The sequence below is a fragment of the Labrenzia sp. 011 genome, from assembly GCF_003075075.1.
Lineage (GTDB): Bacteria > Pseudomonadota > Alphaproteobacteria > Rhizobiales > Stappiaceae > Roseibium.
The window spans coordinates 1-24362 of the sequence record NZ_QCYM01000008.1 but is presented as its reverse complement, the minus strand read 5'-3'; the positions used below and the strand labels follow the sequence as shown (position 1 = coordinate 24362).

The window sequence follows — 24362 nt, the reverse complement described above, 5'->3', positions numbered from 1 at the left end:
CAAATTCGGGACGACATTTGGTCAATCACTGCAGTTTGTGACCAAAAATTGCCAGCTTTCCGACAATGGGGCGACATTACTGAGAATGTCTGTGACGATCCTCGATTTTTCCGGCAGAAAAATGCTGCAGCGCGGGAACCGAAGCTGCCTGTCCTGCGTTGATTGTGGATATTTTTCCGCCGATCGACCGCTGCGGAAGCCGTTCCGTCGCTTGTACAAGCGCATTTCCGGTCGTTCAGGAAAGCGAGGGCAACTTCCTCAGAAGGGCATTGAGCGTTTCGATCGTCGACTGATCGACGACGCCGTCCACCTTTTCCGGACGGAAATGCCGCTGAAAGGCCGTCACGACGAGCTGCGTCCGCTCATCAAACGCCCCCGTAATGCCGATTTCATACCCGAAGAGGGCGAGCATGGACTGAAGAGCCTCGACCGGCTGGCCGCGATCGCCGGCCTGAATGAACAGGCCGGACCCCACTGGAAACGGTTCAACATAAAGACCGATACCGGCTTCCGCCAATCGGCCCCAGGGAAATAGCTCTCCCGGATCCTGCTTTCGCTCAGGCGCGATGTCGGAGTGGCCCAGCACCCCCCAGGGCTGAACGTCATGCCGGCGGCATATGTCCTTGGTCAACGCCACCACGGACTCGATCTGCCTGTCCGGAAAGGCCCTGTAGCCGTTTTCATGGCCCGGATTGACAATTTCGATGCCGATCGAGCGGGAATTGATGTCGTCCTGCCCCTTCCAGGAGCTGCGCCCCGCATGCCACGCGCGTCTGGCCTCCGGGACACATTGAAGAATGCTGCCGTCCTCATCGACAAGATAGTGGGCCGAAACCTCGGCTTCCGGGTTGCACAGCCTGCTCAGCGCGGCCTCGGCGGTCTTCATGCCGGTATAATGCAGTATGACCATATCGATCGGCACGCCTGGCGCGCGCGGACCGTGATTTGGCGAGGGGTGAACCCTGGCTGTCACCCCGGTATCGGCTTTGACTGTCATAATCCTCTTTCCGCGCAGATTTTCGCCCAGGCATCGTTGAGTGCGGCCAGACGGTCGTTGGCAATCCGGACGAATTCCTCCGGCACTCCTCTGGCGATGAGACGGTCCGGGTGCGTTTCCTGAACTTCCCGCCGGTAGTGCGCCTTCAACTCCGCATCGCTGGCGTCAGGTCCAAGGCCCAGGAGCTCGTAGGGATTGCCGTCCTGGCGCACGTGCCGGGCCATCACCTTCGAGAATTCGCGATCGTCCAGCCCGAAGACCTCTGCAACCTTTGAAAGATAACCCAGTTCACTCTCGTGAATGATACCGTCGGCCTTGGCTATATGAAAAAGGCCGTCGAGAATATCGAGCAGGGTCTTGCGGTCATACGGGAAAAGATCGGCAAGCTTCTGCGCATAAACCTCAAATCCCGCTACATCCTCCTTGGCGAGATTGAACAGTCTGGCAACATTGCGTTCTTCCTTTTCCGGAACTTCGAACAGGTCCCGGAAGGCAAGAACCTCATCCGTGGTGACGACGCCGTCTGCCTTGGCCATTTTCGCCGACAGAGCGATCATCGCCACGGTGAAGGCAACTCTGCCGGTTCCTTCCGGACGGGCCAGAACAAGCTGAACCAGGCGGTCCACCAGATGGGCCCCGCCGGTACCGATGGCCCCCACAATACTGCCAATACTGCTCCAGACGCTCACAAATCAGCTCCTGCCGGGGCCGCATTCCGGAAAAAGACCTTCTCCGCCGGCGCCTTCCACAATGAATCAGTTGCGCCTTCCAGTCATATCGGCAGCGCGGATGTTTGGCCAGATCAACCTCCATTGGAACGCCCCGGCAGAGGCTTGGAAACGATGATCGATCTGAAAGTCCCGGAGCATCCCGTCAAATTTGTCCCAGCGGATTCGCATGGTAATTTTTCGAGAATTTCCCACGTGCCGATGCGGTCATGACAACCTTCAAGGGTAACCCTGACAATCACGGAAATCGCTATTGCGAGACTTTCGGGCGGCAGACATAGGGAAAAATCCGGAGGGATTCATGTTGGTGAAAGAAATTGGGCATAGGATCATGTGATAGATTTCAGAACATGGTGCCTCTCAGGATGGCAGACCCCCTGGCAAGAAAAAGCATTGTCGTTTTTTTCATATCCATGTCGCTGGTCATGACACTGGCGCTGGGTGTCTATGCCAGCAATCGCTTCCTGACACACTGGCTTCTTGTCCGCGGACTCGAGCAGACGTTTCTTCCTCACGAAAAGACGATCGACACGATTTTGACGGCGCTTGCCGATGAGCGCAGAAGCCCTGTACCGCAGGCGGTTTCAGGGCTGCGCCTTTCTGCCAGGCCGGCCTCCGAACCGCAGCTTGCGTCGGAAACCCTCACTGAGATCAAGGCCCTGTTCCAGCACAAGAGCGGGATATCGGACATTCTGGACGCGGCGGTCATATTTCCAGCCCAGACGACCAACACCGCCCGCAGCGAAACCGGTCTTCAGCAAATCCCCTGGACGCGCGACAGATCTCTTCTGTCGCCTGACACATTGACCAGGGCGGTGGCAACACTGGACCTGAACTCCCTGGCGGCGGTGCCGGACATGACCTGGGATGGGCGCTTCGGACACAACGCTGTCATTGCCTATCGTCCGGAGACGGGGGATACGGCCATGCCTGACCTGTTGCTCCTGACCCGGCAGTCCGGCCAGCTGTCCAGCCTGAGCCCCCTGATCCTGACCATCAGCGCGGCAATCGGCGGATTGTGCCTGACATCCTTCCTGTTCGCCGGCATCCTGCTCTGGATGCGGTTTCACGACCAGGTGACAACCAACCAGGACATTCAGTTTCTTGCCCATCACGACGCTCTGACGGGTCTGCCCAATCGTGCAGTGTTCAACGCAAGGCTCACGGAGGCCCTTCGGCTCGCGCAGGCAAAGGCGTCGAACATCGGCGTCATGCTGATCGACGTGGACAAGTTCAAGGAAGTCAATGACACCCACGGACACGGCACCGGCGACGTTTTCCTCCAGATCGTCAGCGAGCGTCTGAAAGCGGTGTTCGACACCCATCTTGTGTCGCGGCTGTCCGGCGACGAGTTTGCCGTATTGCTGACTTCGGTGTCCGACCCGGCCCGCATGACGAAACTCGCGGCCAACATGAACGCGGCAACAAAGATCCCCTGCATTATCGACGGAAAGGAGATCAAGATTTCGCTGTCGATCGGCATAGCCCGCGCCACCGACGGCTCGTGGCGCGCCTCCCGTCTGCTGCATTGCGCAGATCTTGCCCTGTATCGCGCCAAACACAGCGGTCGTTCGACGTTTTCCTGGTACACACCGGAACTGGACGCCGATGCCCAGAAACGCAAGGAAGTGGAAGCCGGCCTCGTCAAGGCGATCAGGTTCGACCAGTTCAAGCTTCTTTACCAGCCGCAATACTCCCTGCGCGACGGCAGGCTGAAGGGCTATGAAGCGCTGATCCGCTGGGATCATCCCACCAAGGGAACCATCAAGCCGGACATCTTCATCCCGATCGCGGAAGACACAGGTCTCATCGAGGAAATCGGAACCTGGGTCCTGAACAATGCCTGTCAGGAAGCCGCTCTTTGGGAAGACAAGACCCGCCGCGTGGCGGTCAATGTCTCGCCGGCACAATTCATTGCCGGCGAAACCCAGAAACGCGTTGCTGCGGCCCTGCGCAATTCCGGTCTCGATCCGAGACGTCTGGAGATCGAGGTGACCGAGAACCTTCTGATCTCGAACACGGATGCGGTGATCGGAACACTGCGGGAAATCCACGAGATGGGCGTTTCGATCGCAATGGATGATTTCGGGACAGGGTACTCGTCCCTGAGTTACCTGAGCCTCTTTCCCTTCGACAAGATCAAGATCGACAAGACCTTCATTCAAAATCTCGGCAAGGATGCGAGCACCGACGCCATCGTGACATCCATTGTCGGGCTTGGCCGTTCGCTCGATGTCACGATTACGGCCGAAGGCGTCGAGACCGAAGAGCAGGCCTTCCTGCTGAGTGCCGCCGGCTGCGATCTCGTTCAGGGCTACATGTTCGGCAAGCCGGACAGCGTCGCAAGTCACGAAGCGAATTTCCCGGCCTTCCGGCTGAACACGTCCGGCGGCTTGTGGTTTCCGCAGGAAAGAACCCGCAACACGCCCCAAGCGCCGAACGAGGACCTGCAACGGCCAGCAAGTTCGGCAACATAGAATCCCGGCGCGACCTAGCGGGCGACGCCGAGCGCCGCTGTTTCCGCCTCTGACTGCTTTTCCCGCGCCGCCTTCCTTTCCGAATAGCGGTCGACCAGATAGCCGGACTGTCCGCGCGTCAGAAGTGTGAACTTCATCAGCTCTTCCATCACATCCACCACACGGTCATACAAGGGAGAGGCTTTCATCCGTCCGTCCTCGTCAAACTCCTGATAGGCCTTGGGAACCGAGGACTGGTTGGGGATGGTCACCATGCGCATCCATCTGCCGAGCACCCGCATCTGGTTGAGGGCATTGAACGATTGGGATCCGCCGGAAACCTGCATCAGGGCCAGTGTCTTGCCCTGTGTCGGACGAATTGCTCCAACGCTCAACGGTATCCAGTCGATCTGGGATTTCAGTATACCGGTCATCGCACCGTGACGCTCGGGAGAACACCACACATGCGCCTCCGACCAGGCGCACAGCTCCCTGAGTTCGGCGACCTTCGGATGGCTGGCATCCGCATCATCCGGCAGGGGGAGACCGGAGGGATTGAAGATCCGGGTCTCGGCACCGAACGCCTTCAACAGGCGCTCGGCTTCCAGAACGAGAAACCGGCTGTAGGAGCGTTCGCGCAGAGAGCCATACAGCAGGAGGACGCGTGGCGGATGAACCGGGAAGTCGGGTGCAAGCAGGCGGCTCTTTTCAATCGGCTTCAGATCCGGTGCGACAATATTGCGAAGGTCGTTACCGGCAAGGTCAAGTTCAGTCATTGCCCGCTCCCGGCCTCACCTCACTGCCGTCCTCTTTCGTGAAGATCCCGATGTCTTTCGGCAGCAGATCCATGACCTTTTCGGAGGGCCTGCACAAGCGAACGCCCTTGTCGGAAACAACGATCGGCCGGTTGATCAGAATGGGATGCTCCATCATGAAATCGATCAGTTGATCGTCGGACCATTTGGCATCGTCAAGACCGAGCTCGTCATAGGGCGTCCCCTTCTGGCGCAGAAGGTCACGAACGGCAATTCCCATCCTGGCAATCAGGCTGACAAGCTCATCCCGGCCTGGCGGGGTCTTGAGATATTCGATGACCTCCGGCTCCACGCCGGATTTGCGGATCATCTCAAGCGTGTTGCGGGAGGTCCCGCATTTCGGGTTGTGATAGATGGTGATCGTCATGAAGTGAAATCCTGTCAGGCGCCTGACGGCGTTGTATACTTGCCGGTAGGGAAACAGCAGATGGCGGGATCGTTGCCGCAGCAGTCCTCCACCAGGAAGGCCAGAAGGTTTTTCATACGGTCAAACCTGACCGCATAATGAATATGCCGCCCCTCCCTGCGGGCCGTTAGAAGACCCGCCCGCTCCAATGTGGTCAGATGAAACGACATCCGGGTCGGCTGAATATCCAGACGCTCGGCAATCGCCCCGGAAGGAAGACCTTGCGGCCCTGCCGCCATCAACAGGCGGAACGCAGCCAGACGGTCCTCCTGGGCAAGCGCGCCCAGCGCGGAAACGGCATCCTGATCTTCCATAATTCGATACTACAAGAAATTTTGTAATATTCAACAGGCGACTGCCCCATGGCCCGAAAAACCGGTTACATGGCCGCAGCGGCGCGTGCGGCCTGATCGTAATTTCCGGATACGAGACGAAGCATCGCGGCCAGCCGGGAGAGTTCACTCTCGTCCAGCCCCATCGCCTTCATGGGTTCCACAAGAAGGGCTTCGCGCAGGCGCCTGTATTCCATACAGGCCGCCTCTCCCGTGGCAGTGATCTCGGCGGTCTTTTCCTTGCCCCTGCGGCCGGTTGAAATTAGCCCGGCTTTTTGAAGTTTCTTGAGAGCATAGGTAACCGTGTGGGTGTCCTCTATGTTCAACACCAGACAGATGTCCGACAGCGTTTTTGCCCGGCCGCGGTGATTGACCGAATGAAGCACCAGCACGTCCAGCGGTCCCAGCCCTTCCGATCCGCTGGCCGCCATGCAGCGAACCATCCAGCGGTGGTAGGCATTGACCATCATCGTGACGGCAAACTCGATTTCCGACAGGGCCGGCATGGCGCCCGAAGCCAGATGCGCCGAAGAAACGACAGGTCCGATGGACATTTCGGAATTCGGTTCGTTCGTGATGTCTGGCTTCTCCGGCAACGCCTGAATCTCCCGCAAGGATTTTTCGTTAATTGCTCAGCATCGTCTGTGGCAGCCAAAGAGCCAAGTCCGGAAACACCACAATCAGAACCACAGCCAGGATCATCAACAGGAAGAACGGCAATGCCATCCGGGCAACCTTGAAGATGTTGTATCCGGTCATTCCCTGCAGCACGAACAGATTGAAGCCGACCGGCGGTGTTATCTGGCTCATCTCCACGACCAGAACCAGATAGATCCCGAACCAGATGAGGTCGAGACCGGCCTGCTCCACCATCGGCAGGATCACCGAGGTTGTCAGGACCACCACCGATATGCCGTCGAGAAAACAGCCCAGCACGATGAAGAACAGGGTCAGGGCCACCAGAAGCGCATAGGGTGACAGGTCCAGCGAACCGATCCAGGCGGCCAGTTCGCGCGGAATGCCTGTGTATCCCATGGCGACGGTCAGAAACGACGCTCCGGCAAGGATAAAGGCGATCATGCAGGAGGTTCGGGTCGCTCCCATGAGGGCATCGGAAAAGCTTTTCCGGCTCATGGTTCCGCTGGCCCAGGAAAGCAGCAGGGACAGCATCACGCCGATGGCGGCCGCTTCCGTCGGCGAAGCCAGCCCCGCATAGATCGAACCGATGACACCCGCGATCAGGCCGATGACCGGAAACAGCCTGCGGGTTGCTATCAGCCGGCTGACAAAGGGGACAGGCTCTTCCTTCGGCGGCATCTTCTGCCGGTTGGCAAGCGCCCAAAGCGCCACATATCCCATGAACAGGAGACACAGCATGGCCCCTGGCAGCACACCGGCCATGAAGAGTCGCGCGATCGATTGTTCGGTCGCCGCACCATAGACGATCAGGATGATCGAAGGAGGAATAAGCAACCCCAGAGTCCCCGATCCGGCAAGGGTACCGATGGCCATGCGTTCATCGTAGCCGCGCTGCTTCAGCTCCGGCAGCGACATGCGCCCGATGGTTGCCGTGGTGGCCGCCGAGGAACCGGATACGGCCGCGAAGATACCGCAACCGAGAATGTTCACGTGCAGCAGCCGGCCGGGCAGATTGCGCATCCAGGGAGACAGACCGGCAAACATGTCCTCCGACAGGCGGGACCGGAACAGGATTTCGCCCATCCAGATGAACATCGGCAGGGCTGTCAGATCCCAGGAATTGGAGGCGCCCCAGACGGTGGTCGCCATGACGGTACCGGCAGGCACCGGCACGAGGACCATGATTGCTGCAAGCGCAACGGCAAAAAGAGCAACAGCGACCCAGATGCCGGTCGCCAGGGCTGCCAGCATGCCGAGCCCGAGGGAAAACGCGATCAGGGAAAGGTCCATTATTCTTTCCCCTCGACCAGATCGTCCTTGATGACCGTCTCGAAGCTCGGGGCATGCCCGGCAAGGGCAACGACCAGATCGTCCAGCAGAGCTATGGAAAACACCAGAAGTCCTGCGGCCATGATCGATTGCGGAATGACCAGCGGAACCGGAATGATACCGAAGGACACTTCCCCGTAGGCGTAGCTGTCATAAGCGAGGCCACCGGCATGCCAGGTAAAAAAGACTGCAAGGGCGAGGGCAACCGCCACGGCCCATATATTCAGCAGATGCGCAACCCGCGGCCCGACCGACTGAAGAAGGATATTGACCCGGATGTGGTCGCTGTTGCGGAAGGTTCCGGCAAGCGCCAGGAAAGATGCTCCGACAAGAAGAAACCCGGCGATCTCGGCAAGCGAAGGCACCAGCAGGCCGATCGGATCCATACCGCCCAGGCTCAGGGCGCCGTCGAGCAGCCGCATGAGCACCTGGAGGGCCACCAGAGAGGCAATGACGACGAGACAGCACGCAGCCAGTACCGTTGACGCCTGATACAGCGCATTCAAGGCCTTACGCATCGGTTTCCCCCGCCGGATGTGCAGCTGATTATGGAAAACGCCGGGCACTGTGGCCCGGCGCTTTGATATCAGTTTTTGTAGGCTTCGAGAATGGCCGCGCCATCTTCACCGGCTTGCTCCTGCCATTCGGCAGCCATGGTTTCGCCGATACCGGCCAAATCCTGGATCAGCTGCTTGCTCGGTTTGACAACGGTGATGCCGTTTTCCACCAGAATGGCCGTCTTGCCGTTGGTTTCCACCTTGGAAGCTTCCCACCCACGTTTCTCGGCTTCAGCAGCCGCTTCCAGCACGGCGGCTTTTTCCTCATCGGAGAGTGCGTCGAAAGCACTCTTGTTGACGATGACCATGTTCTTCGGCAGCCAGGCCTGCGTGTCGTGATAGTGGCTCAGATAATCCCAGGCCTTGGAATTCGCTCCGGTGGAGGGCGAGGTGATCATTGCTTCCACGCGGCCGGTGGAAAAGGCCGTCGGAATATCCGGCACTTCGACCTGGGTCGGCACGGCACCTGCCAACTGGGCCAGCCGCTCCGTTGCCGCGTTATAGGCGCGGAACTTGAGGCCCTTCATGTCGTCGATGCTGTTGATTTCCTTCTTGGCATAAACACCCTGCGGCGGCCACGGAACGGAATAAAGAAGCACGAGACCCTGTGCATCGAGCTTCTCTTCCATGGCCGGCTTCGCGGCCTGGTAGAGTTTCCATGCCTTGTCATAGGATGGTGCCAGGAACGGGACGGAATCGACGCCAAAGACGGCATCTTCATTCGAAAGCCGCGACACGAGGGTCTCGCCGATTGGCGCCAAGCCCTTGCGAACGGCGTTCTTGATTTCCGGATGCTTGAAGAGGGAACCGGCAGAGTGGATCTGGATGACCAGCGACCCGTCGGTCTTCTCTTTGACGTCCTCGGCGAAGACGGCAATGTTCTGGGTATGGAAGTTGCTGTCACCATAAGGCGTCGGCATGTCCCATTTGGTTTCGGCGGAAACCGTAGCGGCACCGGCAAGACCGAAAGCGGCGGCGGCGACCAGACGGACACCCGCCCTGCTCAGAAAACGTGATTGCAGCATGAATAAACTCCTCTTGGAAGGGGGATGTATCCCGTCGCGATGCTGCCCAGGGTGCGTTCTCTGCACACCTTCGACAAGCGCATCCTCACACAGACTAAACTCGGAAATTGAAAACATCAACATTTTATCGATAAATTGTTGCTATAAAAATCGCCATTTCTACCAACCCCCTTCCGCGGGAGAGCTGGCGATGCCAAGCTGCTTTCATGTGGACACGCGATGCTCTAGCGTGCAGCAATCACGTCTGTGGGAGGACGCCAACACGTGCGGCAGGACATAGGCCACGGCAGGATTGCAGGTTCGCTGCTGCTTGCCGGCATACTGATCGTTGCGGCTGCGCTCCGCATTTTCGGCCTGGACAGAACCAGCCTCTGGTACGATGAGGCGGTGAGCTGGAGCCAGTCCAGCGGAACCTTTCGCGAACTGCTTTCATCCGTCGCCGCAGACAACTATCCGCCGCTTCACAATGTGATCTTGTGGCTGACCATGCCGGTCCTGGGCGACAGCGAAACCGCCCTTCGCCTTCCCTCCGCGCTTCTCGGCGTTCTGGCTGTCTGGCTGATCTATCTGACCGGCAGGGCTCTTGCCGGAGAAGGGCAAGGCGCAGGATGCGTGGGCCTGCTGGCCGCAGCGCTTCTGGCGCTCTCGCCGTTCCATGTCTGGTATTCCACCGAGGCCCGCATGTATGCGCTTCTCGCCGCCTGCGGGCTTGCCTTCCTGCTGTCGCTGCTGAAGGTGCTGCACCGGCCGTCCGCCGGCTGGTTCATCCTGCTGTGTATCAGCGGCGCGGCATTTCTCTACAGCCACATTTATGCGCTGCTCGGATTTGCGACCGTCGGCCTGGTCTGTGCCGCCCATGCCCTGCGCGACACTCTCCGGGCGGGAAGGTTCACGGCGTCACCGGCAACCCTTGCCTGTATCGGAATGGGCTTCGGCGCACTTGCCTTCCTGCCCTGGCTGATCATTCTGGCGAACCGCGCCAGATCGGTGGCCGAATCCGGGTTCTGGATCGCCTATCCGGACAGTCAATTCCTGAAGGCAATGGCATTCAGCATTGCCGGGTCGCTGGTCTATCTGTCGATACTCGCAGCATTGGCACTCATCTATTGTCTTTGCGCCATACGCGTTGAAACGGAGTTTTCATCAGGCGACAGGAAAAAAGGCAGGGCCGTGCTCGTCTGCCTCGCCTATACGGCCGGCCCTCTGGTTCTCGCCTGTCTCTATTCCCTTCTCGTCCAGCCGATCCTGTTCGATCGGTATCTGATTTCAGCATGGCCTGGGCTCCTGCTGCTGGCGGCGGCTGGCGCCCACCAGCTCGCCCCCCGCATTGGTCCGATTCTTCTTGTCGCCGCAGCGCTGGTGCTCACCTTCCCGGAACTCAGATTTACGCTGTACGACAAGGTACGGCCAAATTGGCGCGGCATTGTTCAGGATTACAGGATCAATCGCTCCACGGACGATCAACTCGTGCTCTACAAGGGCTTTGCCGCCCCTGCCCTCGAGTATTACCTGAGACCACCGGACGAATTTGTAACTGCGATGGACAGGGACGAGCTGAAAAAGCTGCCCCCTCCTCCCGCAGGAGGCGACCGCTGGCTCCTTCTCGTTCACAACAGCCACGAAGAAATGAAGGAAGCACTTGACGCATTGAGCATTTCCGACCCAACGCCCGTTGCTCAACGCTTCGGCTGGGGCGCAAGCGGATTGAGGCTGCTGCGCTCCGGCAAGCCTCATTGAAACCGGTCATCCGGCCTGACTTATGGAAGCATGCCCCGACGCGCGGCATGCAGCTGCGGACCAACCCTCCTGATGGAAACTGCAGAGCGGATTCGGGACTCAAAATTTTCTCATCGACAATTTATCGATAAAATGTAAACATAAACACACTTGTTATTTGGAATACGGCAGGCCGATCGAATTCCAGGCGCATGCGCGTGACAGGCCTCCATGGAAAGCAAAGGGGAGAACATGACAGCCAAGTGGGATTTCTGGATCGACCGGGGCGGCACCTTCACCGACATCGTCGGACGCAGCCCTGACGGAACATTGCATCCGCACAAAGTTCTCTCAGAGAACCCTGAAGCCTACCGGGATGCCGCCATCCAGGGCATCCGCGAGTTGCTCGGTATCGAAAAAGGCGCACCGATCCCCCCGGACACGGTCGCGACCGTCAAAATGGGCACGACCGTCGCCACCAACGCCCTTCTGGAACGCAAGGGCGAGCGGACGGCTCTCTTTATCACCAGAGGATTCCGCGACGCCCTGGAAATCGGGTATCAGGCGCGCCCGCATATTTTTGCGAAGGAAATCATCAAACCGGAACTGCTCTATGAGCGCGTTCATGAAATCACCGAACGCATCCGGGCGGATGGCACGCTGGAAACCGCGCTGGACGAAACGGAAGCCCGCAAGGAGATGCAGGCCGCATGGGACGCGGGAATTCGGTCCATCGCCATCGTGCTGATGCATGCATATGCCTATCCGGCCCATGAACAGGCATTGAAGAAAATCGCCAGTGACGTCGGCTTCCCGCAGATTTCGGTCTCCCACGAAGTCTCGCCCCTGATGAAGCTGGTCGGGCGCGGCGATACCACTGTGGTCGATGCCTACCTCTCGCCGATCCTGCGCCGCTACGTCGACCAGGTCCGCGAGGAACTCGGCAACGGTCCACGGCTGATGTTCATGCAGTCCTCGGGCGGCCTAACGGCAGCCGAACTCTTCCAGGGCAAGGATGCGATCCTCTCCGGCCCGGCGGGGGGCGTCGTCGGCGCCGTGGAAACATCGCGCATGGCCGGTTACGAGAAGATCATCGGCTTCGACATGGGCGGTACCTCCACGGATGTCTGCCATTTCGAAGGTGAGTACGAACGCGCTTTCGAGACGGAAGTTGCCGGTGTGCGCATGCGTGCTCCCATGATGATGATCCACACGGTGGCCGCCGGTGGCGGTTCGATCCTGCATTATGCGGATGGGCGCTTTCAGGTCGGGCCGGATTCCGCCGGAGCGAATCCCGGTCCCGCCTGTTACTGCCGCGGCGGGCCTCTTACGGTGACTGATGCCAACCTGATGACCGGAAAACTGTCACCGGAGTTTTTCCCGAAGATCTTCGGCCCCAACCGGGACCAGCCGCTGGATGCCGGGATCGTCGAGAAGAAATTCACGGAATTGGCGGAACGGATCGGCGGCGGCCGCACCCCGGCCGAAGTTGCCGACGGCTTTCTCAAGATCGCCGTCGAGAACATGGCCAATGCCATCAAGAAGATTTCCGTGCAGCGCGGCTATGATGTGACCGAATACGCGCTGACCTGCTTCGGCGGCGCAGGTGGTCAGACCGGATGCCGGGTCGCCGACAGTCTCGGCATGAAGACGGTCATTCTGCACCCGTTCTCCGGAATCCTGTCTGCCTATGGCATGGGCCTTGCCGACATCAGGGCGAACCGCCAGCAGGCCGTGGTCAAGACCTTGAGCGAAGATCTGCTGCCGGAGCTTTCTGATCTGCGGGCACAGCTTGCAAACCAGACGGAAGCGGAACTCGACAAACAGGAAATCGCGGCCAACGCCCGGTGGACGACCGCCACGGCACATCTGCGCTACGAAGGAACAGACACGCCGCTTCCCGTACCGCTCGGGAGCGTCGGCGAAATGCGCGCAGCCTTTGAACAGGCCCATCACAACCAGTTCGGCTTTGTCTACGAGAACAAACCGGTTGTCGTTGAGGCGCTGGAAGTTGAAACGGCAGGCGGCGGCGTTGGTCTCACCGAAGCCGACGCGAGTCTCTCCTTCGAGACAGCCGCCCCGGCGTCTTCGACACGCCTTTATTCCGATGGCGCCTGGCACGAGGCCGGCATCTTCAAACGCGAGACACTCAAACCGGGCATGAAAGTCACCGGCCCCGCCGTGATCATTGAGCCCCATGCGACAATCGCTGTCGAGAACGGCTGGCAGGCGGAAATCAACGCCAAGGATCACGTCATCCTGAAGCGCATCGTACCGCTGAAACAGTCCGATGCCATCGGCACCAGCGCCGATCCGGTCATGCTGGAAGTGTTCAACAATCTGTTCATGTCCATCGCCGAGCAGATGGGTGTGACGCTGCAGAACACGGCCTATTCGGTCAACATCAAGGAGCGGCTGGATTTCTCCTGCGCGGTCTTCGATGCCGACGGTGCGCTTGTCGCCAATGCACCGCACATGCCGGTGCATCTCGGTTCCATGGATCGGTCGGTCGAAACCGTCATCAAGCTCAACGCCGGCAAGATAAAGCCGGGCGACGTGTTTGCCCTGAATGCCCCCTATAACGGCGGGACCCACCTGCCGGACATCACCGTGGTCTCCCCGGTATTCGATGACGAGGGACAGAAGATCCTGTTCTGGGCCGCCTCTCGCGGCCACCATGCGGATGTCGGCGGTTCGGCGCCCGGCTCCATGACGCCCCGCGCAACGAATGTCGATGAGGAAGGCGTCCTTTTCGACAATTTCAAGATCGTCGATCAGGGACATTTCCGCGAGGCCGAACTCGTCGAGCTTCTCACCAACCACCGCTATCCGGCAAGAAACCCGCACCAGAATGTCGCCGACCTCTCCGCCCAGATCGCGGCCAATGAGAAAGGCATTCAGGAGCTCAGGAAGATGGTGACCCATTTCGGACTGGACGTTGTCCAGGCCTATATGGGCCACGTTCAGGACAATGCGGAAGAAAGCGTGCGCCGGGTTATCGAGGCACTGAAGGATTCCGAATACGAATATCCGACGGATCAGGGCTCCGTCATCAAGGTCAGGATCACGGTCGACAAGGAAAAGCGTGAGGCAACCGTCGACTTCACCGGTACATCGGATGTGAAACCCAACAATTTCAACGCTCCGGAGCCGGTAACCCGTGCCGCGATCCTTTATTGTTTCCGGGTCATGGTCGATGGCGACATTCCGATGAATGCCGGTTGCCTGAAGCCGATCCATATCGTCATTCCCGACGGATGCATGCTGCGGCCGTCCTATCCGGCCGCGGTCGTCGCCGGGAACGTGGAAACGTCGCAACATGTCACCAATGCCGTTTTCGCAGCTCTCGGCGCCATGGCCAATGCCCAGGGAACGATGAACAACCTGACCTTCGGCAACGACACCTACCAGTACTACGAGACCATCTGTTCCGGTTCGCCGGCAGGTCCCGGGTTCAACGGCACGGACGGCGTTCACACCCATATGACCAACTCCCGCCTGACAGACCCGGAAGTGCTGGAATTCCGCTTCCCGGTTCTTCTGGAGGATTTCCATATCCGCAAGGGATCCGGCGGCAAGGGCAAGTGGTCGGCGGGCGACGGAACCAGGCGTACCCTGCGCTTCCTGGAAAAGATGGACTGCGCCATCCTGGCTTCCCACCGCACGGTTCCACCCAAGGGCCTTGCCGGCGGGGAAGACGGCGAACTCGGCCGTACGGAAGTCCGACGGCTGGATGGCACCGTGGAAGAGCTGGAAGGCTGCGACCAGACGGTGCTCGAGGCCGGGGAGGCTGTGACAGTCGTTACGCCGACCGCAGGCGGATGGGGAAAGGCCTGACACTTGAACCTGCCTGATCGGCGAGATCAGGACAGGACCAGTGAACGGATCAGTCCGCCTTCGCATGAACGCAGGCTGATCCGTTCGGCAATGGGGAAACAAAGTCCGGGATGAGGCTCGTCAGAGCGCCAAATCAGATCGTTGGTTTCAGTTGCAGCCGCCCCAGCAGGTCCCGGCTCGCAGTTGCGCAGGACAACGCAATCTCTATCTCCCCGGGCACCGGTCGTCTGATGGCCTTGCCTGATGGACTGTCGATGCGAAGAACTCCGGAAACCACAAGCCGGTGGATGTCTTTTCGCGACAGCCCAAGTCCCCTGGCCAGAACCTGATCCAGGCGGATGCGGCCACCGGCTGGATTGCGGATACGAAGCAGGACTTCGTCGCACGGACCACCAACCCGACCCGAAACATGCTTATCAAGCGTAAATCCACAGCTCCTTGCAGCATCCGAATTGCTGCACTCGAGCGCCAGACGCTCCGCGAGTTTCCGGTCGTTGGACTGAAGCGCCTCGAGCTGCTCATGGGAAATATTTTTGACGGGACGTCGCTCAAAAAGCGATTTGTTCCATCGTTTTCCGCAGACCACGCATGAGAATATCAACCAGGCGTCCAGACGGCTGCCATTCGCATTCAGTCTAAATTTTCCCGTCGAGACAAATTCCCTGATCGCTTTGCAACGACTGCATGGGCGGTTTGCAAGAGGAGAATCGCAATTCAGAATAGTCCATTCGATTTTCAGTAAAGACGACATTCCGTGGGTCTTCCTTCAAAGGGAAGTCCGTCTACGGGCAGTCGGGACAACCACGCGGCCACAACCACGGGCACTCAGTCTGGCTTGAGCATCTATGAATCGATCAATTTACGGATGTCACCAATCGTGATGGACCGGTCGTCCGTTGATCCTGAGAAGATTGGAAAATCAGCAGCGTATCGGGAAATCCAGATACGGTCTGGCTAAGCCATACCGGTCCCGATCCGCCGTTTTGACGAACAAGTCGATCACGCACCCTTGCGAGTGCGAACGCGGAATCGAAGACCGGTTAGAGCGTAGGCAAAACAATCGTCCAGATAGAAAAAGATGAAAGGATTTACCCCGGGACAGGGCTTGAAACAAGTACAATCAGGCTCGGGAAAGAAGTGGGGACCCTCTCAGGTGTTCCGGGCCTGCAGAGCCAGGGCGACAAGCATGGGGCGCAATTCTGACGGGTCGTCCAGCGGCTCATCAAACCAGAGCCGCTCGATCATGTCTCCGGCGACGAGATCCAGCCCCTCCGGATCCAGGCAAGCCAACCGCCAGTTGGCTGGCTTTGCGCCACGCAGCACTTCGGCATAGAGCTTGATGGCCTCCCGGTGGTCCTCGTTCATATGCGCGACGGCCCCGGTCTCCAGTGCCGCCCAACGCTCCGGGTCATCCACCGGCGTCAGCAGATCCTCTCGCGTCAGCTCGAAAGCCTTGCCGAAACCACCGTTCAGGCTGGCACGCAGAAGCTTCAGCCGGAAGAATGCAAAATCGCCAAAATCGACATATAGCGCCGACTTCGGATGACGCGCCAGATAACGCGCGCGCAACCGGTCATGGACCGGGCTTCCCCGCTCCACCTGCTCGGCGTTGCAGAATAGCGACGTCCGTGGATGAGCCAGTGGATCGCCCTTGCCGGGTTCGCCGACAAGCAGAGAGCAGGCAGGTGTCTCGAGAATAGCGGCGGTGTGACCGGACAGAGTACTGGTGAGGATAACCGGGGTTCCGTCCAGATCCGTTGCCACCGCAACCCGGCTGGCCATGGGATGCCCCGTTCCGGATTCGAGGGCGGCAAGCGCGCCATACCGGGCAGAGCGGATCAGTCCCTTGGCGAGAAGACGGGCCTCGTCATCCGTTGGTCGGACAACTGATTTCGGTTCTTTGTCCATTTCGCTCCGGGTATCCACTTTTCCTCCTGACGGCCGGGGCCCCGGCCACGATTCCTTGCCGCATCATACCCGTGAAATTCCACGTCGGGAATCTGAACAACAGATGAACGGGCATCTCAGAACCGGTTCAGACCGTCTGTGCAATTCTCTCAACATCAGCTACGGCGCCAATCACGAAAGCGCGGGCCATTGGAGAGAGACGATGAGAAACACGAGCAAACGTATTATCGCAGCCGCCCTGACAGGCGTACTTCTTCTGCCGACGATTGCCACGGCCGAAGCCGGTTCAAAAAACGGCTGGAACGACAACCGCGGCGGTAACAAGCACCACGGATCGCAACCCAGCCACCAGGGCAAGAAGAACCAGAACAATAACCACGGCGGCAAGAAACACGGAAACAATGACAACCTCGGCGCAGCTGTCGCGGCCGGCGTTATTGGTCTTGCGGCAGGGGCAGTTCTGCTGGGCGCAACCCGCCAGCCCGCCGCCAGCCCGCCGCCGGTGAACTACTATCCGCAGGCTCCATATCCCGGCCGCGTGCAGGGAGCCGCCGGATACCAGCCGTGGAGCCCTGCGTGGTACCAGCACTGCTCGTCGAAATACCGGTCTTTCAACCCGTCCACCGGCACCTACACCACCTATGGCGGCGAACAGCGCTTCTGCCAGTAGGGTTTCGAAACCGAATTCCCTCAGCCCGCAAACTTGCGGCAACAAGCAACAGGTCAGCCCAACTGACACCCGCTCGTTGCCGCATTTTTCCGTTTCAGGATCAATCCGCCATGGTCTCGATGGAGGCGAAGCCTTCCGGCGCCTCGCCGGCATCGAACGGCGTGCTGACTTCGATCACCTTTTCCGGATAAAACCCGTTGAACCGAGTCCTCAACGACAGACTGTAGGCCCCGATATGGCCGATCTCGATCCAGTCTCCCGTATCGACAGTCTCGGGGAGCCAGAACGGACGGGACAGAATATCGACACTATCGCAGGTCGCTCCGCAAACCTTGAACGGCACGATCTTGTCCGCCTGCCCCGACCGCGTTCTGCGCGCAGGGTCCGGAATGAACCGCGCCGGCAGCGTGATTTTCCCGGTCCAGCTGTCCGACAGGGACGCCCAGATGCCATCATTGATGTAAAGGCGACGGCCCTTTTTCAACAGAACCCGGACAATGAGGGAAATGGACCGCGCGACGATCACCCGCCCCGGTTCGGCCACCAGCGGCAGGTCGTCGAACTGCCAGTCCGCGATATCCGTCTTGAGCTGCGCCATGAGATCTTCAAGAGAGGGCATCTCCCGCACCTTCCGGCGCGGATCATGACCGTATACGGCCGGAAAGCCTCCGCCGATATCCAGCTCGACAATCGGCACGCCCGCCCGCGACCGGATCCAGTCCGCCGAGGCAAGGGCCCGTTCATAGGTCTCGGGCTCCTCCACCTGGCTGCCGACATGGAAACACAGTCCGCATTTGAAACCGATACGGTCGATACGTTGCAGAAGTTCGACCGCGTGTCCCGGTGCCGCACCGAATTTCTTCGACAGCTCATAGGCCGCATGGCCTTTGGTCGCAATGCGGACAAACAGCGTGATCGTACCAGGGTCAATGTCGAGAGCCCGCACGATCCGCAGGATCTTCGCAACCTCGTCTTCGTGATCGAGGGAGAGCGTCCGGATACCGTATTGTTCAAGCGCGAGCCGGATGTCTGACTGGGCCTTGATCGGATGCATGTAAAGCATTTCGGCCTTGGGGGCGGCCTTGCGCACCGCGGCGAATTCAGCTGGTGAAGCAACATCGAAGCAATCGATGCCGGACCTTGCGATCGCATCCAGCACGAATGGCTCCCCGTTGGTCTTGACCGCATAGGCGGTCTTGCCGGGAAAAAGGGCCTGAAACTGCTGCACGTCCTCGCGCAACACCTGCGGCCTGAAGCAGTAGACCGGCTGATCGGGACGAAGGTCCAGGGCAGCTTCAACGGCAGTCGCATATCGTTCCATCAGTGGTTCCGGTATTTGCTGTCGACCGTTTGAATGGACCAAGCCTGCAGCGGATTTGCAAGCCGGGATCGGAAATTATTGGCAGATGAGATAGGTACAGTCCTGCCCATGACAGCCGATATCCAGATGGAAATGAGACCGGTGATCGGGATCCGCATCCGGTCCCAGAACCGTCGTGAAGCGCTGGCAGGCGCCTGCATGAATGGTCTGCAGGAACGTCCCTTTTCCGGTCCCTGCCTTCCAGTCCTTTTCAACGGAAATTTCCGTCCCGTCCACCAACTGGAAACGGGAGATATCGACAGCCATGCCCAATGCATGCTCGGACAGCTTTCCGTCCGGGCGGTTGTTCCGCCGGCGGCACTGGTACCCCGGTCCGCTCACGACAACCGCCACCGGACTGTCGAATTGCAGCTCCGCAGCTGGAAGAACATCCTGCCTCAGCCAACGGGTCAGAACCCCGGCAAATTGGCACGAGACGGACACGGGAGCGGGAAACTTCACCACATTGGTTCCATCTACGACACCGTTCAGCCTGACCGGCTCCGCAATCTGGCACTCTTCGTACTTGTCACCTGCCACCGGTTCGCCCGGTTCCAGCAGCGCTCCGGGAATGTCACAAGCTGCAAATGGCCTGCCCCCTGCGTCAGACTTTCTTCCGGTATCATCCGCTTCCGGAAACCGCGGTTTGGCCGGCGGTGTATCGACACCCTCCAGAAACGTCTCCCGGAACGCGGGCGCCAGTGGCTTGGCGTCCGGGACAACCTCCACGGCAAAACAAACGGTAGGAGCAAGAACCATTCCCGCCAGGAAGGCACGACAAAGCTGGGTTACAATCTGCATTTTTCTCCCCGGTTCCGGCCGTTGAAGTGAAGGCGCGGCAATTGAACAGCTCTCATCCAAGGCCTATGCTTTGCTACACCAGCTTCGCAGGATCCCCATGACACTAGAACTATATTCCGCCTATATTGTTGCAACGCTGATCGTTCTGGCCATTCCCGGACCGACCATCATGCTTGTCGTGAGCTACGCTTTGACCCAGGGCCGCAAATCGGCTGTCGCAAGTGTTATGGGCGTCGGCCTGGGCGATGCGACGGCGGCGGCTGCGTCTCTCCTGGGCCTGGGAGCCATTCTGGCGGCCTCCGCCACGGCGTTCACGATGCTCAAGTGGTGCGGAGCGATATATCTGGTCTGGCTCGGAGTCAAAATGTGGCGAAGCCGGCCCACGGCTCTTGGTCCGCATATGGTTGCGGAAATATCGAGCCGGAAGATCTTCTGGCATGCCTATGTGGTCACCGCTCTCAACCCGAAAGGCATCGTCTTCTTCATGGCGTTTCTGCCGCATTTCATTGCTGCCCAGGCCCCTGTCGTTCCGCAACTTGCCTTGCTTGGCACGACCTTTGTCGTCTTGGGCATACTGAATGCGGCCGTCTATGCCCTGGCTGCGGCAGCACTCGGCCGGAAGCTCCGGAACCCGTCTCTGCTGCGAATGGTCAACAAGATTGGTGGCGGGTTTCTGATTTCCGCAGCGGCCATGACTGCAACGTTGCAGCGGTCGGCCGGATAACCGTCAATTCGAGGAAGAACTGCGGCTGGACGCGAAGGGAACTTTCTTCTTGGGTGGCGCCTCGGAGACAGTCGTGTCCGCACTGGTTTTCAGGCCGAAAGACGCTCCGGACTTTTTCAGAACTTCGAGCGATCGCTTGGCGCCCTCTTCGCTCAAGACTGCATAGCGCTGAATGGCCGCGTTCAGCTCCAGACCGCCGATGCGAAGGCGACGGGCGCGCATTGTCAGGATCTCCTTGTAAGCCTCTGGCGGAACGCCATTTGCCTTGCAGAGAATGACCAGCGGCTTGTCGCTTGTACTGAACAGCAGCTGAGACACGGCAGCGGGAGGAAGATCGCTCACCTTGGCCAGCAGCATTCCCAGTTCAGCCGTTCGGTCCGAACGGGCAAACAGGATCACCGCATCGCCGATTTTTGCCTTCTTGTTCACAACGTCCCGTATCAGCGCGTTGGATTGCTCCCGCGCCTCTTCAAGCTTTTGGGACCGGGCCGCAACTTCCAGGGCGGCGCGCTGCGCCAGCACCTGTACAAGGCTATTGTCGGCACCGAGCGCGGCCACACGCTCTTTCAGCTCTTCCGTCAGGAACGGCAGCAACGCCTTGGCTGCCTCTTCAGTCAGATCCTGACGGTCAATGAGGGCCGCCTGGATCTTTGTATTGGTCCGGGCTTTCTCAACCAGTGTCAGGAAGGAAGCATCGGCGAAATGCGCCCCCTTGTTTTCGGTGACCTTGCTCAGGACCCTGGCATCGCCCCGGTCGACGAGCACGGATGTAACGGATTTGTCGATGGTCTCCCGGCCTGCGATGACACCGAGGTGTTCCATCGAAGCCGTCCTGGCGATGGTCACCAGGTCCTCAGAAGAAAGCACGGGCGACTGTTCCAGAACGGGTTCGGCAACCACCAGCGTATCCTGAGCCAGCTTCACCATCAGTTCATGAGGAGCATCCTTTTCCCCACACATCCTTTTTGACAGGATGATTCGGGTTTCCTCTTCCAGTTGCCCAAGAACCTTCAGGACGATATCCCCGAAAAGCAGACTGATCTGCTCATCCCGGTCATCGCCGGCGCTCACAAAAAGATCCGTCAGCATGCAGATCAGGCTTTTGCGGCCAGCAGCACTGTGGTCTCTTGCCAGTTCAGCGAGTTTGCCAAGATTGAACATTGAAACTCCGGCGCATTGATCGCGGTGAGCAAAACATAGCAATAGCCTGTTAATATTACGCTACCACCCTTTCGTTGCCTCCGACACCACCGGTGGTCGCCGTTGCGGTGGCCTGCGAATAGATCGCCGGAAAAATTTCATCCGCCTGAAACGGGGAGACGCGCCGTTGCCGGCCGCAGGGTTCCTTGTCAATCAATGCCTTAATTAACAAATCCTCAAGGAGCGCAACCCAAGGGCGCATGACGACTTTGCATTGCAGCAACTTTTTTTCTTCGTTTCCCGGAACGGCTGTCCTAATATCGCTCTGTCACATAGAGGTAATCGGGAGCGGACAGATGACATTTGCACGGAACCTGAACATGATTGCCTTCCTTGCAGCCCTTGCTTTTCTGGGTGCAATCGTGGTTGGCGTCATCTGACCCAACCCGAAAAAGATAATTATAATAAGCCGATACTCGGATATCGGCCTATGGCCTCAACAACAGGAAGAATACCATAACAACGCCCCAAACCTGCCGCACCAGAAGGTGCAGGCAGGAAAAGGAAGCGCTTGTTTGGCTGACTGTCGACTTTTCATGTTGCCGATCAGGGCGATTCGCTGTTTCAAGAAGCTGATATCGCTCTCCCCTGCCTCGACGCCCGGACACAATCCTGGATTGATACAAGCAACCCTCCCGGCGCGCGCAAACCGCGTCCGGCAGACGGTCATTGCCTGGGGTCCATGATGCCCTGTAGCTGTAGCGCTTGAGCGCATTCAGGGTTTATGGCAACCGCTGTCGGCCAATTCGTTCATGATTTGAAGATGGTCACGCAGATTGCAGCGCACAGTAGCCATTTACCGGTGAACAGCCTGTCGACCGCTGAACGTCCGTCACAGCGGTCCCTTCCGGACAAACCGGCACGCGACCACATAACTGGATCCTCTATGGCAAGACCACCCCGGGACGCCCCTCAGGGCGTCCACATGACGCCGGAAAATACCTTGTAGAGACCGGCCAGCGCGAAAGCGCCAATTATGGTGTTTATGAACTTTACCTTGACGCTGGTTGTCCCTGTCCGGAGGTCACGCAAAAAATGCATGTCCTTCTGGGCTTCCAGAGGGTGCTCAGTATCCACCCCCAATGCACGCAGAACTTCCCACGCCCCTTCTCGTCCGCCTTCCTTGCCGCCCAATCGGGCAATTTCGCGCATCTCGTCTTCCGTCACGACCGCCCTCCTGCAAAGCCGGCGCTGATTTCGTCATACCAGCCGGCGCAACGCAGCACCCGAGCATTGGCCCGGTGCAAGGCCCGATCGGTTCGAAGCAGAGCGACGTCCAGCGGTTCACCCGTCCGGACACCCGAACGTTCCTGCTTGCGGCAGTCGTGCGGATAGTCCGGCAGCGACTTTTCCGCTTCTAGCAGACCAGTCTGTTTCCCCGCCGCTTGCAAACGCGCGTCAACGGTTCCGCAGGCGCTCAGCAAGGCCAGGCTCAACAACGCAGCTGTCCTCAACGGTTGAGACATAATGCTCAAGCTCCTGTTCGGCGGCCTCCGCTTCGGCATTGGCCTTTTCGATTTCGGTTTGCAAATGGCGGCGGGCCGCATCGGCAACGACTTGCCGGCGCTCAAGCTCTTTCAACTGCTTCTGCGCCGCAATCAGCTCCACTTGCTTCACATAGCCCTCACGTGCCGCCTTCACCGCACGGGATCTGTCCAGCGCATGCCAGACAGAAAACCCGCCCAGTACGGCAACCATGATGAGAATGCTGCGAAGCCCCCTGTTCCGGAGCACAGCTCCCAGGACCGCCGCGATCATCCGCGAACGCCTTCGAGGCAAAGCTCATGCTCGGCGGCCCGGCGGTTGACCAGTCCCCGGATCATCCGGCCTCCGGCCTTGTTGAACCAGGTCGCCGCATCGCAGGCTCCCCTGACATCGCCCCTGTTGAGCCGCTTTGCCGCCGTGGACCGGCAGAAGGCCCCGACACCGATGTTGTAGGTCAGGCTGACAAAGGCGACATAGGAGCGGGCAGGAATGGCGTCCGGCGCCTTCAGGCATCTGCGCATGCCTGCCTCGTGTTTCCTCAGCGAGCTCAACAGCATGGCGTCGCACTCGGCCTTGCTGTGCCGGTCTCCCAGCACCACACCACGGGTTTCGCCATAACAGACGGTCGGCACCCCGGCCACATCCCGATAGGCGCTCAGCCGCAGGCCTTCCCAGGCGCCAACCAGCGCAATCGCGGCCGCACCGACGGCGCCCGCAAGACGGGTTCTACGTCCCATTTTCCATGTCCTTCTGTGCGAGTATCCGGGCAGCGAACGCTCCCGCAGTTGCCAGCGCCGACAATGCGGCGAGGATTCCCGGCTCGAGGAGGTCACCGAGGAATGGCAATGCGACCTCCGCCCCGGAAAGCAGCGCGGCAAGCACCATCAGGCGCACGCTCCAGGCCCGCTTCAGCACCTGCCGCCATTCGACTATCAGTTTCATGAAGAAGCTTTCAGACACAAAAAAACCGCCTCAGGGGGCGGTTTTCTTTTTAGTATCCTTCCGGTCTTTCTCTAGAATACTGCCTAAGGCTTAATCAACACACCGGAACCTGTAGGCATCGTAAGGATCGAACAGTTTTTAGAAGAAGCAAATTCATTCCACATTTCATACTGCTCCTCGTTAGATTGAAAAGCATAATCATCTATCAATACGATAGCAGAACTTGAAAGCCTATCCCAGAGCTCCGTAATAACTTCTTTTTCATATTTAGCGTGATTCAAATCCACTGACAGATATGCAATTTTATCTATTGGCGCTTGCTTAAGAGTTCCCGGCAACACTCCACGAATTAACTTCGCATTTGGAAAGGGCGAGAAATTCTTCACAGCTTGCTCAAAACAGTCAAAGTAAATCTTGTTTTGTTCTTTAACACCC

General features: G+C 59.0%; 25 protein-coding genes. 5 read left to right on the top strand and 20 right to left on the bottom strand.

Annotation, left to right across the window (positions count from 1 at the left end; genetic code table 11):
- Positions 1-235: 235 nt before the first annotated feature.
- Both DCO57_RS10515 and DCO57_RS10510 read right to left on the bottom strand, forming a co-directional pair.
- A complete protein-coding gene (locus DCO57_RS10515; RefSeq protein ID WP_116698854.1) occupies positions 236-997 on the bottom strand; it encodes an N-acetylmuramoyl-L-alanine amidase in 762 nt (253 codons plus the stop codon).
- The gene (locus DCO57_RS10510) at positions 994-1686 is read right to left on the bottom strand and encodes a DnaJ family molecular chaperone (RefSeq protein WP_116698853.1); all 693 of its coding nucleotides are present in this window, start codon (positions 1684-1686) and stop codon (positions 994-996) included. The genes DCO57_RS10515 and DCO57_RS10510 overlap by 4 nt, the downstream gene beginning before the upstream one ends.
- Before the next feature lie 404 nt (positions 1687-2090).
- Between DCO57_RS10510 and DCO57_RS10505 the strand changes: the two genes are divergently transcribed.
- Positions 2091-4202, top strand: a complete 2112-nt coding sequence (locus DCO57_RS10505; protein ID WP_208977889.1) for an EAL domain-containing protein — start codon at positions 2091-2093, stop codon at positions 4200-4202.
- A gap of 14 nt (positions 4203-4216) precedes the next feature.
- Here DCO57_RS10505 and arsH read toward each other — a convergent pair whose 3' ends face one another.
- From arsH to DCO57_RS10470, 7 genes are all read right to left on the bottom strand, one after another.
- Complete coding sequence (arsH, locus tag DCO57_RS10500) at positions 4217-4957, bottom strand: arsenical resistance protein ArsH (protein ID WP_116698852.1); 741 nt, start codon at positions 4955-4957, stop codon at positions 4217-4219.
- Positions 4950-5363 (bottom strand): arsenate reductase (glutaredoxin), encoded by a 414-nt coding sequence (gene arsC, locus DCO57_RS10495; protein ID WP_116698851.1) that lies wholly within the window; start codon positions 5361-5363, stop codon positions 4950-4952. Before arsC ends, arsH begins: the two co-directional genes overlap by 8 nt.
- A 14-nt stretch (positions 5364-5377) precedes the next feature.
- Entirely contained in the window at positions 5378-5716 is a 339-nt protein-coding gene (locus DCO57_RS10490; RefSeq protein ID WP_116698850.1) for a metalloregulator ArsR/SmtB family transcription factor, read from the bottom strand.
- A gap of 65 nt (positions 5717-5781) precedes the next feature.
- On the bottom strand, positions 5782-6288 hold the full coding sequence (locus DCO57_RS10485; RefSeq protein WP_116698988.1) for a winged helix DNA-binding protein: 507 nt from the start codon (positions 6286-6288) through the stop codon (positions 5782-5784).
- 70 nt (positions 6289-6358) lie between these two features.
- Positions 6359-7663 carry a TRAP transporter large permease subunit gene (locus DCO57_RS10480; RefSeq protein WP_116698849.1) on the bottom strand — a complete coding sequence of 435 codons (1305 nt, stop codon included), beginning with the start codon at positions 7661-7663 and terminating at the stop codon, positions 6359-6361.
- Complete coding sequence (locus tag DCO57_RS10475) at positions 7663-8220, bottom strand: TRAP transporter small permease (RefSeq protein WP_116698848.1); 558 nt, start codon at positions 8218-8220, stop codon at positions 7663-7665. Before DCO57_RS10475 ends, DCO57_RS10480 begins: the two co-directional genes overlap by 1 nt.
- Before the next feature lie 68 nt (positions 8221-8288).
- Positions 8289-9284: a TRAP transporter substrate-binding protein gene (locus DCO57_RS10470; RefSeq protein WP_116698847.1), complete on the bottom strand. Its 996-nt coding sequence runs from the start codon at positions 9282-9284 to the stop codon at positions 8289-8291.
- A gap of 264 nt (positions 9285-9548) precedes the next feature.
- On the opposite strand from DCO57_RS10470, the gene DCO57_RS10465 reads away from it, so the two are divergent.
- Together DCO57_RS10465 and DCO57_RS10460 are read left to right on the top strand one after the other, a co-directional pair.
- A complete protein-coding gene (locus DCO57_RS10465) occupies positions 9549-11021 on the top strand; it encodes a glycosyltransferase family 39 protein (RefSeq protein WP_116698846.1) in 1473 nt (490 codons plus the stop codon).
- Positions 11022-11252: 231 nt separating this feature from the next.
- Positions 11253-14837: a hydantoinase B/oxoprolinase family protein gene (locus DCO57_RS10460; protein WP_116698987.1), complete on the top strand. Its 3585-nt coding sequence runs from the start codon at positions 11253-11255 to the stop codon at positions 14835-14837.
- A 133-nt stretch (positions 14838-14970) separates the two neighbouring features.
- Here DCO57_RS10460 and DCO57_RS10455 read toward each other — a convergent pair whose 3' ends face one another.
- Together DCO57_RS10455 and DCO57_RS10450 are read right to left on the bottom strand one after the other, a co-directional pair.
- The gene (locus tag DCO57_RS10455; protein WP_116698845.1) at positions 14971-15588 is read right to left on the bottom strand and encodes a DUF1062 domain-containing protein; all 618 of its coding nucleotides are present in this window, start codon (positions 15586-15588) and stop codon (positions 14971-14973) included.
- A 398-nt stretch (positions 15589-15986) separates the two neighbouring features.
- Entirely contained in the window at positions 15987-16745 is a 759-nt protein-coding gene (locus DCO57_RS10450) for a DUF2470 domain-containing protein (protein WP_116698844.1), read from the bottom strand.
- 202 nt (positions 16746-16947) lie between these two features.
- Here DCO57_RS10450 and DCO57_RS10445 point away from each other — a divergent pair, with 202 nt between their 5' ends.
- Positions 16948-17415, top strand: a complete 468-nt coding sequence (locus DCO57_RS10445; RefSeq protein WP_116698986.1) for a BA14K family protein — start codon at positions 16948-16950, stop codon at positions 17413-17415.
- A 100-nt stretch (positions 17416-17515) separates the two neighbouring features.
- Here the strand turns inward: DCO57_RS10445 and DCO57_RS10440 are convergent, their stop codons facing one another.
- Complete coding sequence (locus DCO57_RS10440) at positions 17516-18736, bottom strand: alanine racemase (RefSeq protein WP_116698843.1); 1221 nt, start codon at positions 18734-18736, stop codon at positions 17516-17518.
- 75 nt (positions 18737-18811) lie between these two features.
- The gene (locus tag DCO57_RS10435; protein ID WP_116698842.1) at positions 18812-19576 is read right to left on the bottom strand and encodes an extensin family protein; all 765 of its coding nucleotides are present in this window, start codon (positions 19574-19576) and stop codon (positions 18812-18814) included.
- A 97-nt stretch (positions 19577-19673) separates the two neighbouring features.
- On the opposite strand from DCO57_RS10435, the gene DCO57_RS10430 reads away from it, so the two are divergent.
- A complete protein-coding gene (locus DCO57_RS10430) occupies positions 19674-20300 on the top strand; it encodes a LysE family translocator (protein WP_116698841.1) in 627 nt (208 codons plus the stop codon).
- A 3-nt stretch (positions 20301-20303) separates the two neighbouring features.
- Here DCO57_RS10430 and DCO57_RS10425 read toward each other — a convergent pair whose 3' ends face one another.
- The 7 genes from DCO57_RS10425 to DCO57_RS10400 all read right to left on the bottom strand — a co-directional run.
- Positions 20304-21461 carry a DUF2336 domain-containing protein gene (locus DCO57_RS10425; protein ID WP_116698840.1) on the bottom strand — a complete coding sequence of 386 codons (1158 nt, stop codon included), beginning with the start codon at positions 21459-21461 and terminating at the stop codon, positions 20304-20306.
- A gap of 951 nt (positions 21462-22412) precedes the next feature.
- Complete coding sequence (locus tag DCO57_RS10420) at positions 22413-22667, bottom strand: hypothetical protein (protein ID WP_205756130.1); 255 nt, start codon at positions 22665-22667, stop codon at positions 22413-22415.
- Positions 22664-22936: a hypothetical protein gene (locus tag DCO57_RS23275; protein ID WP_133192655.1), complete on the bottom strand. Its 273-nt coding sequence runs from the start codon at positions 22934-22936 to the stop codon at positions 22664-22666. The genes DCO57_RS10420 and DCO57_RS23275 overlap by 4 nt, the downstream gene beginning before the upstream one ends.
- Positions 22899-23141 carry a hypothetical protein gene (locus tag DCO57_RS10415; RefSeq protein WP_133192654.1) on the bottom strand — a complete coding sequence of 81 codons (243 nt, stop codon included), beginning with the start codon at positions 23139-23141 and terminating at the stop codon, positions 22899-22901. The genes DCO57_RS23275 and DCO57_RS10415 overlap by 38 nt, the downstream gene beginning before the upstream one ends.
- Positions 23142-23254: 113 nt before the next feature.
- Positions 23255-23722 (bottom strand): lysozyme, encoded by a 468-nt coding sequence (locus tag DCO57_RS10410; protein ID WP_116698837.1) that lies wholly within the window; start codon positions 23720-23722, stop codon positions 23255-23257.
- Positions 23712-23927, bottom strand: coding sequence for a hypothetical protein (locus DCO57_RS10405; RefSeq protein ID WP_116698836.1), 216 nt, complete (start codon positions 23925-23927; stop codon positions 23712-23714). The genes DCO57_RS10410 and DCO57_RS10405 overlap by 11 nt, the downstream gene beginning before the upstream one ends.
- An 83-nt stretch (positions 23928-24010) precedes the next feature.
- Positions 24011-24362 (bottom strand): TylF/MycF/NovP-related O-methyltransferase (locus DCO57_RS10400; protein WP_205756129.1); only part of this gene is annotated, 352 nt, incomplete at its 5' end.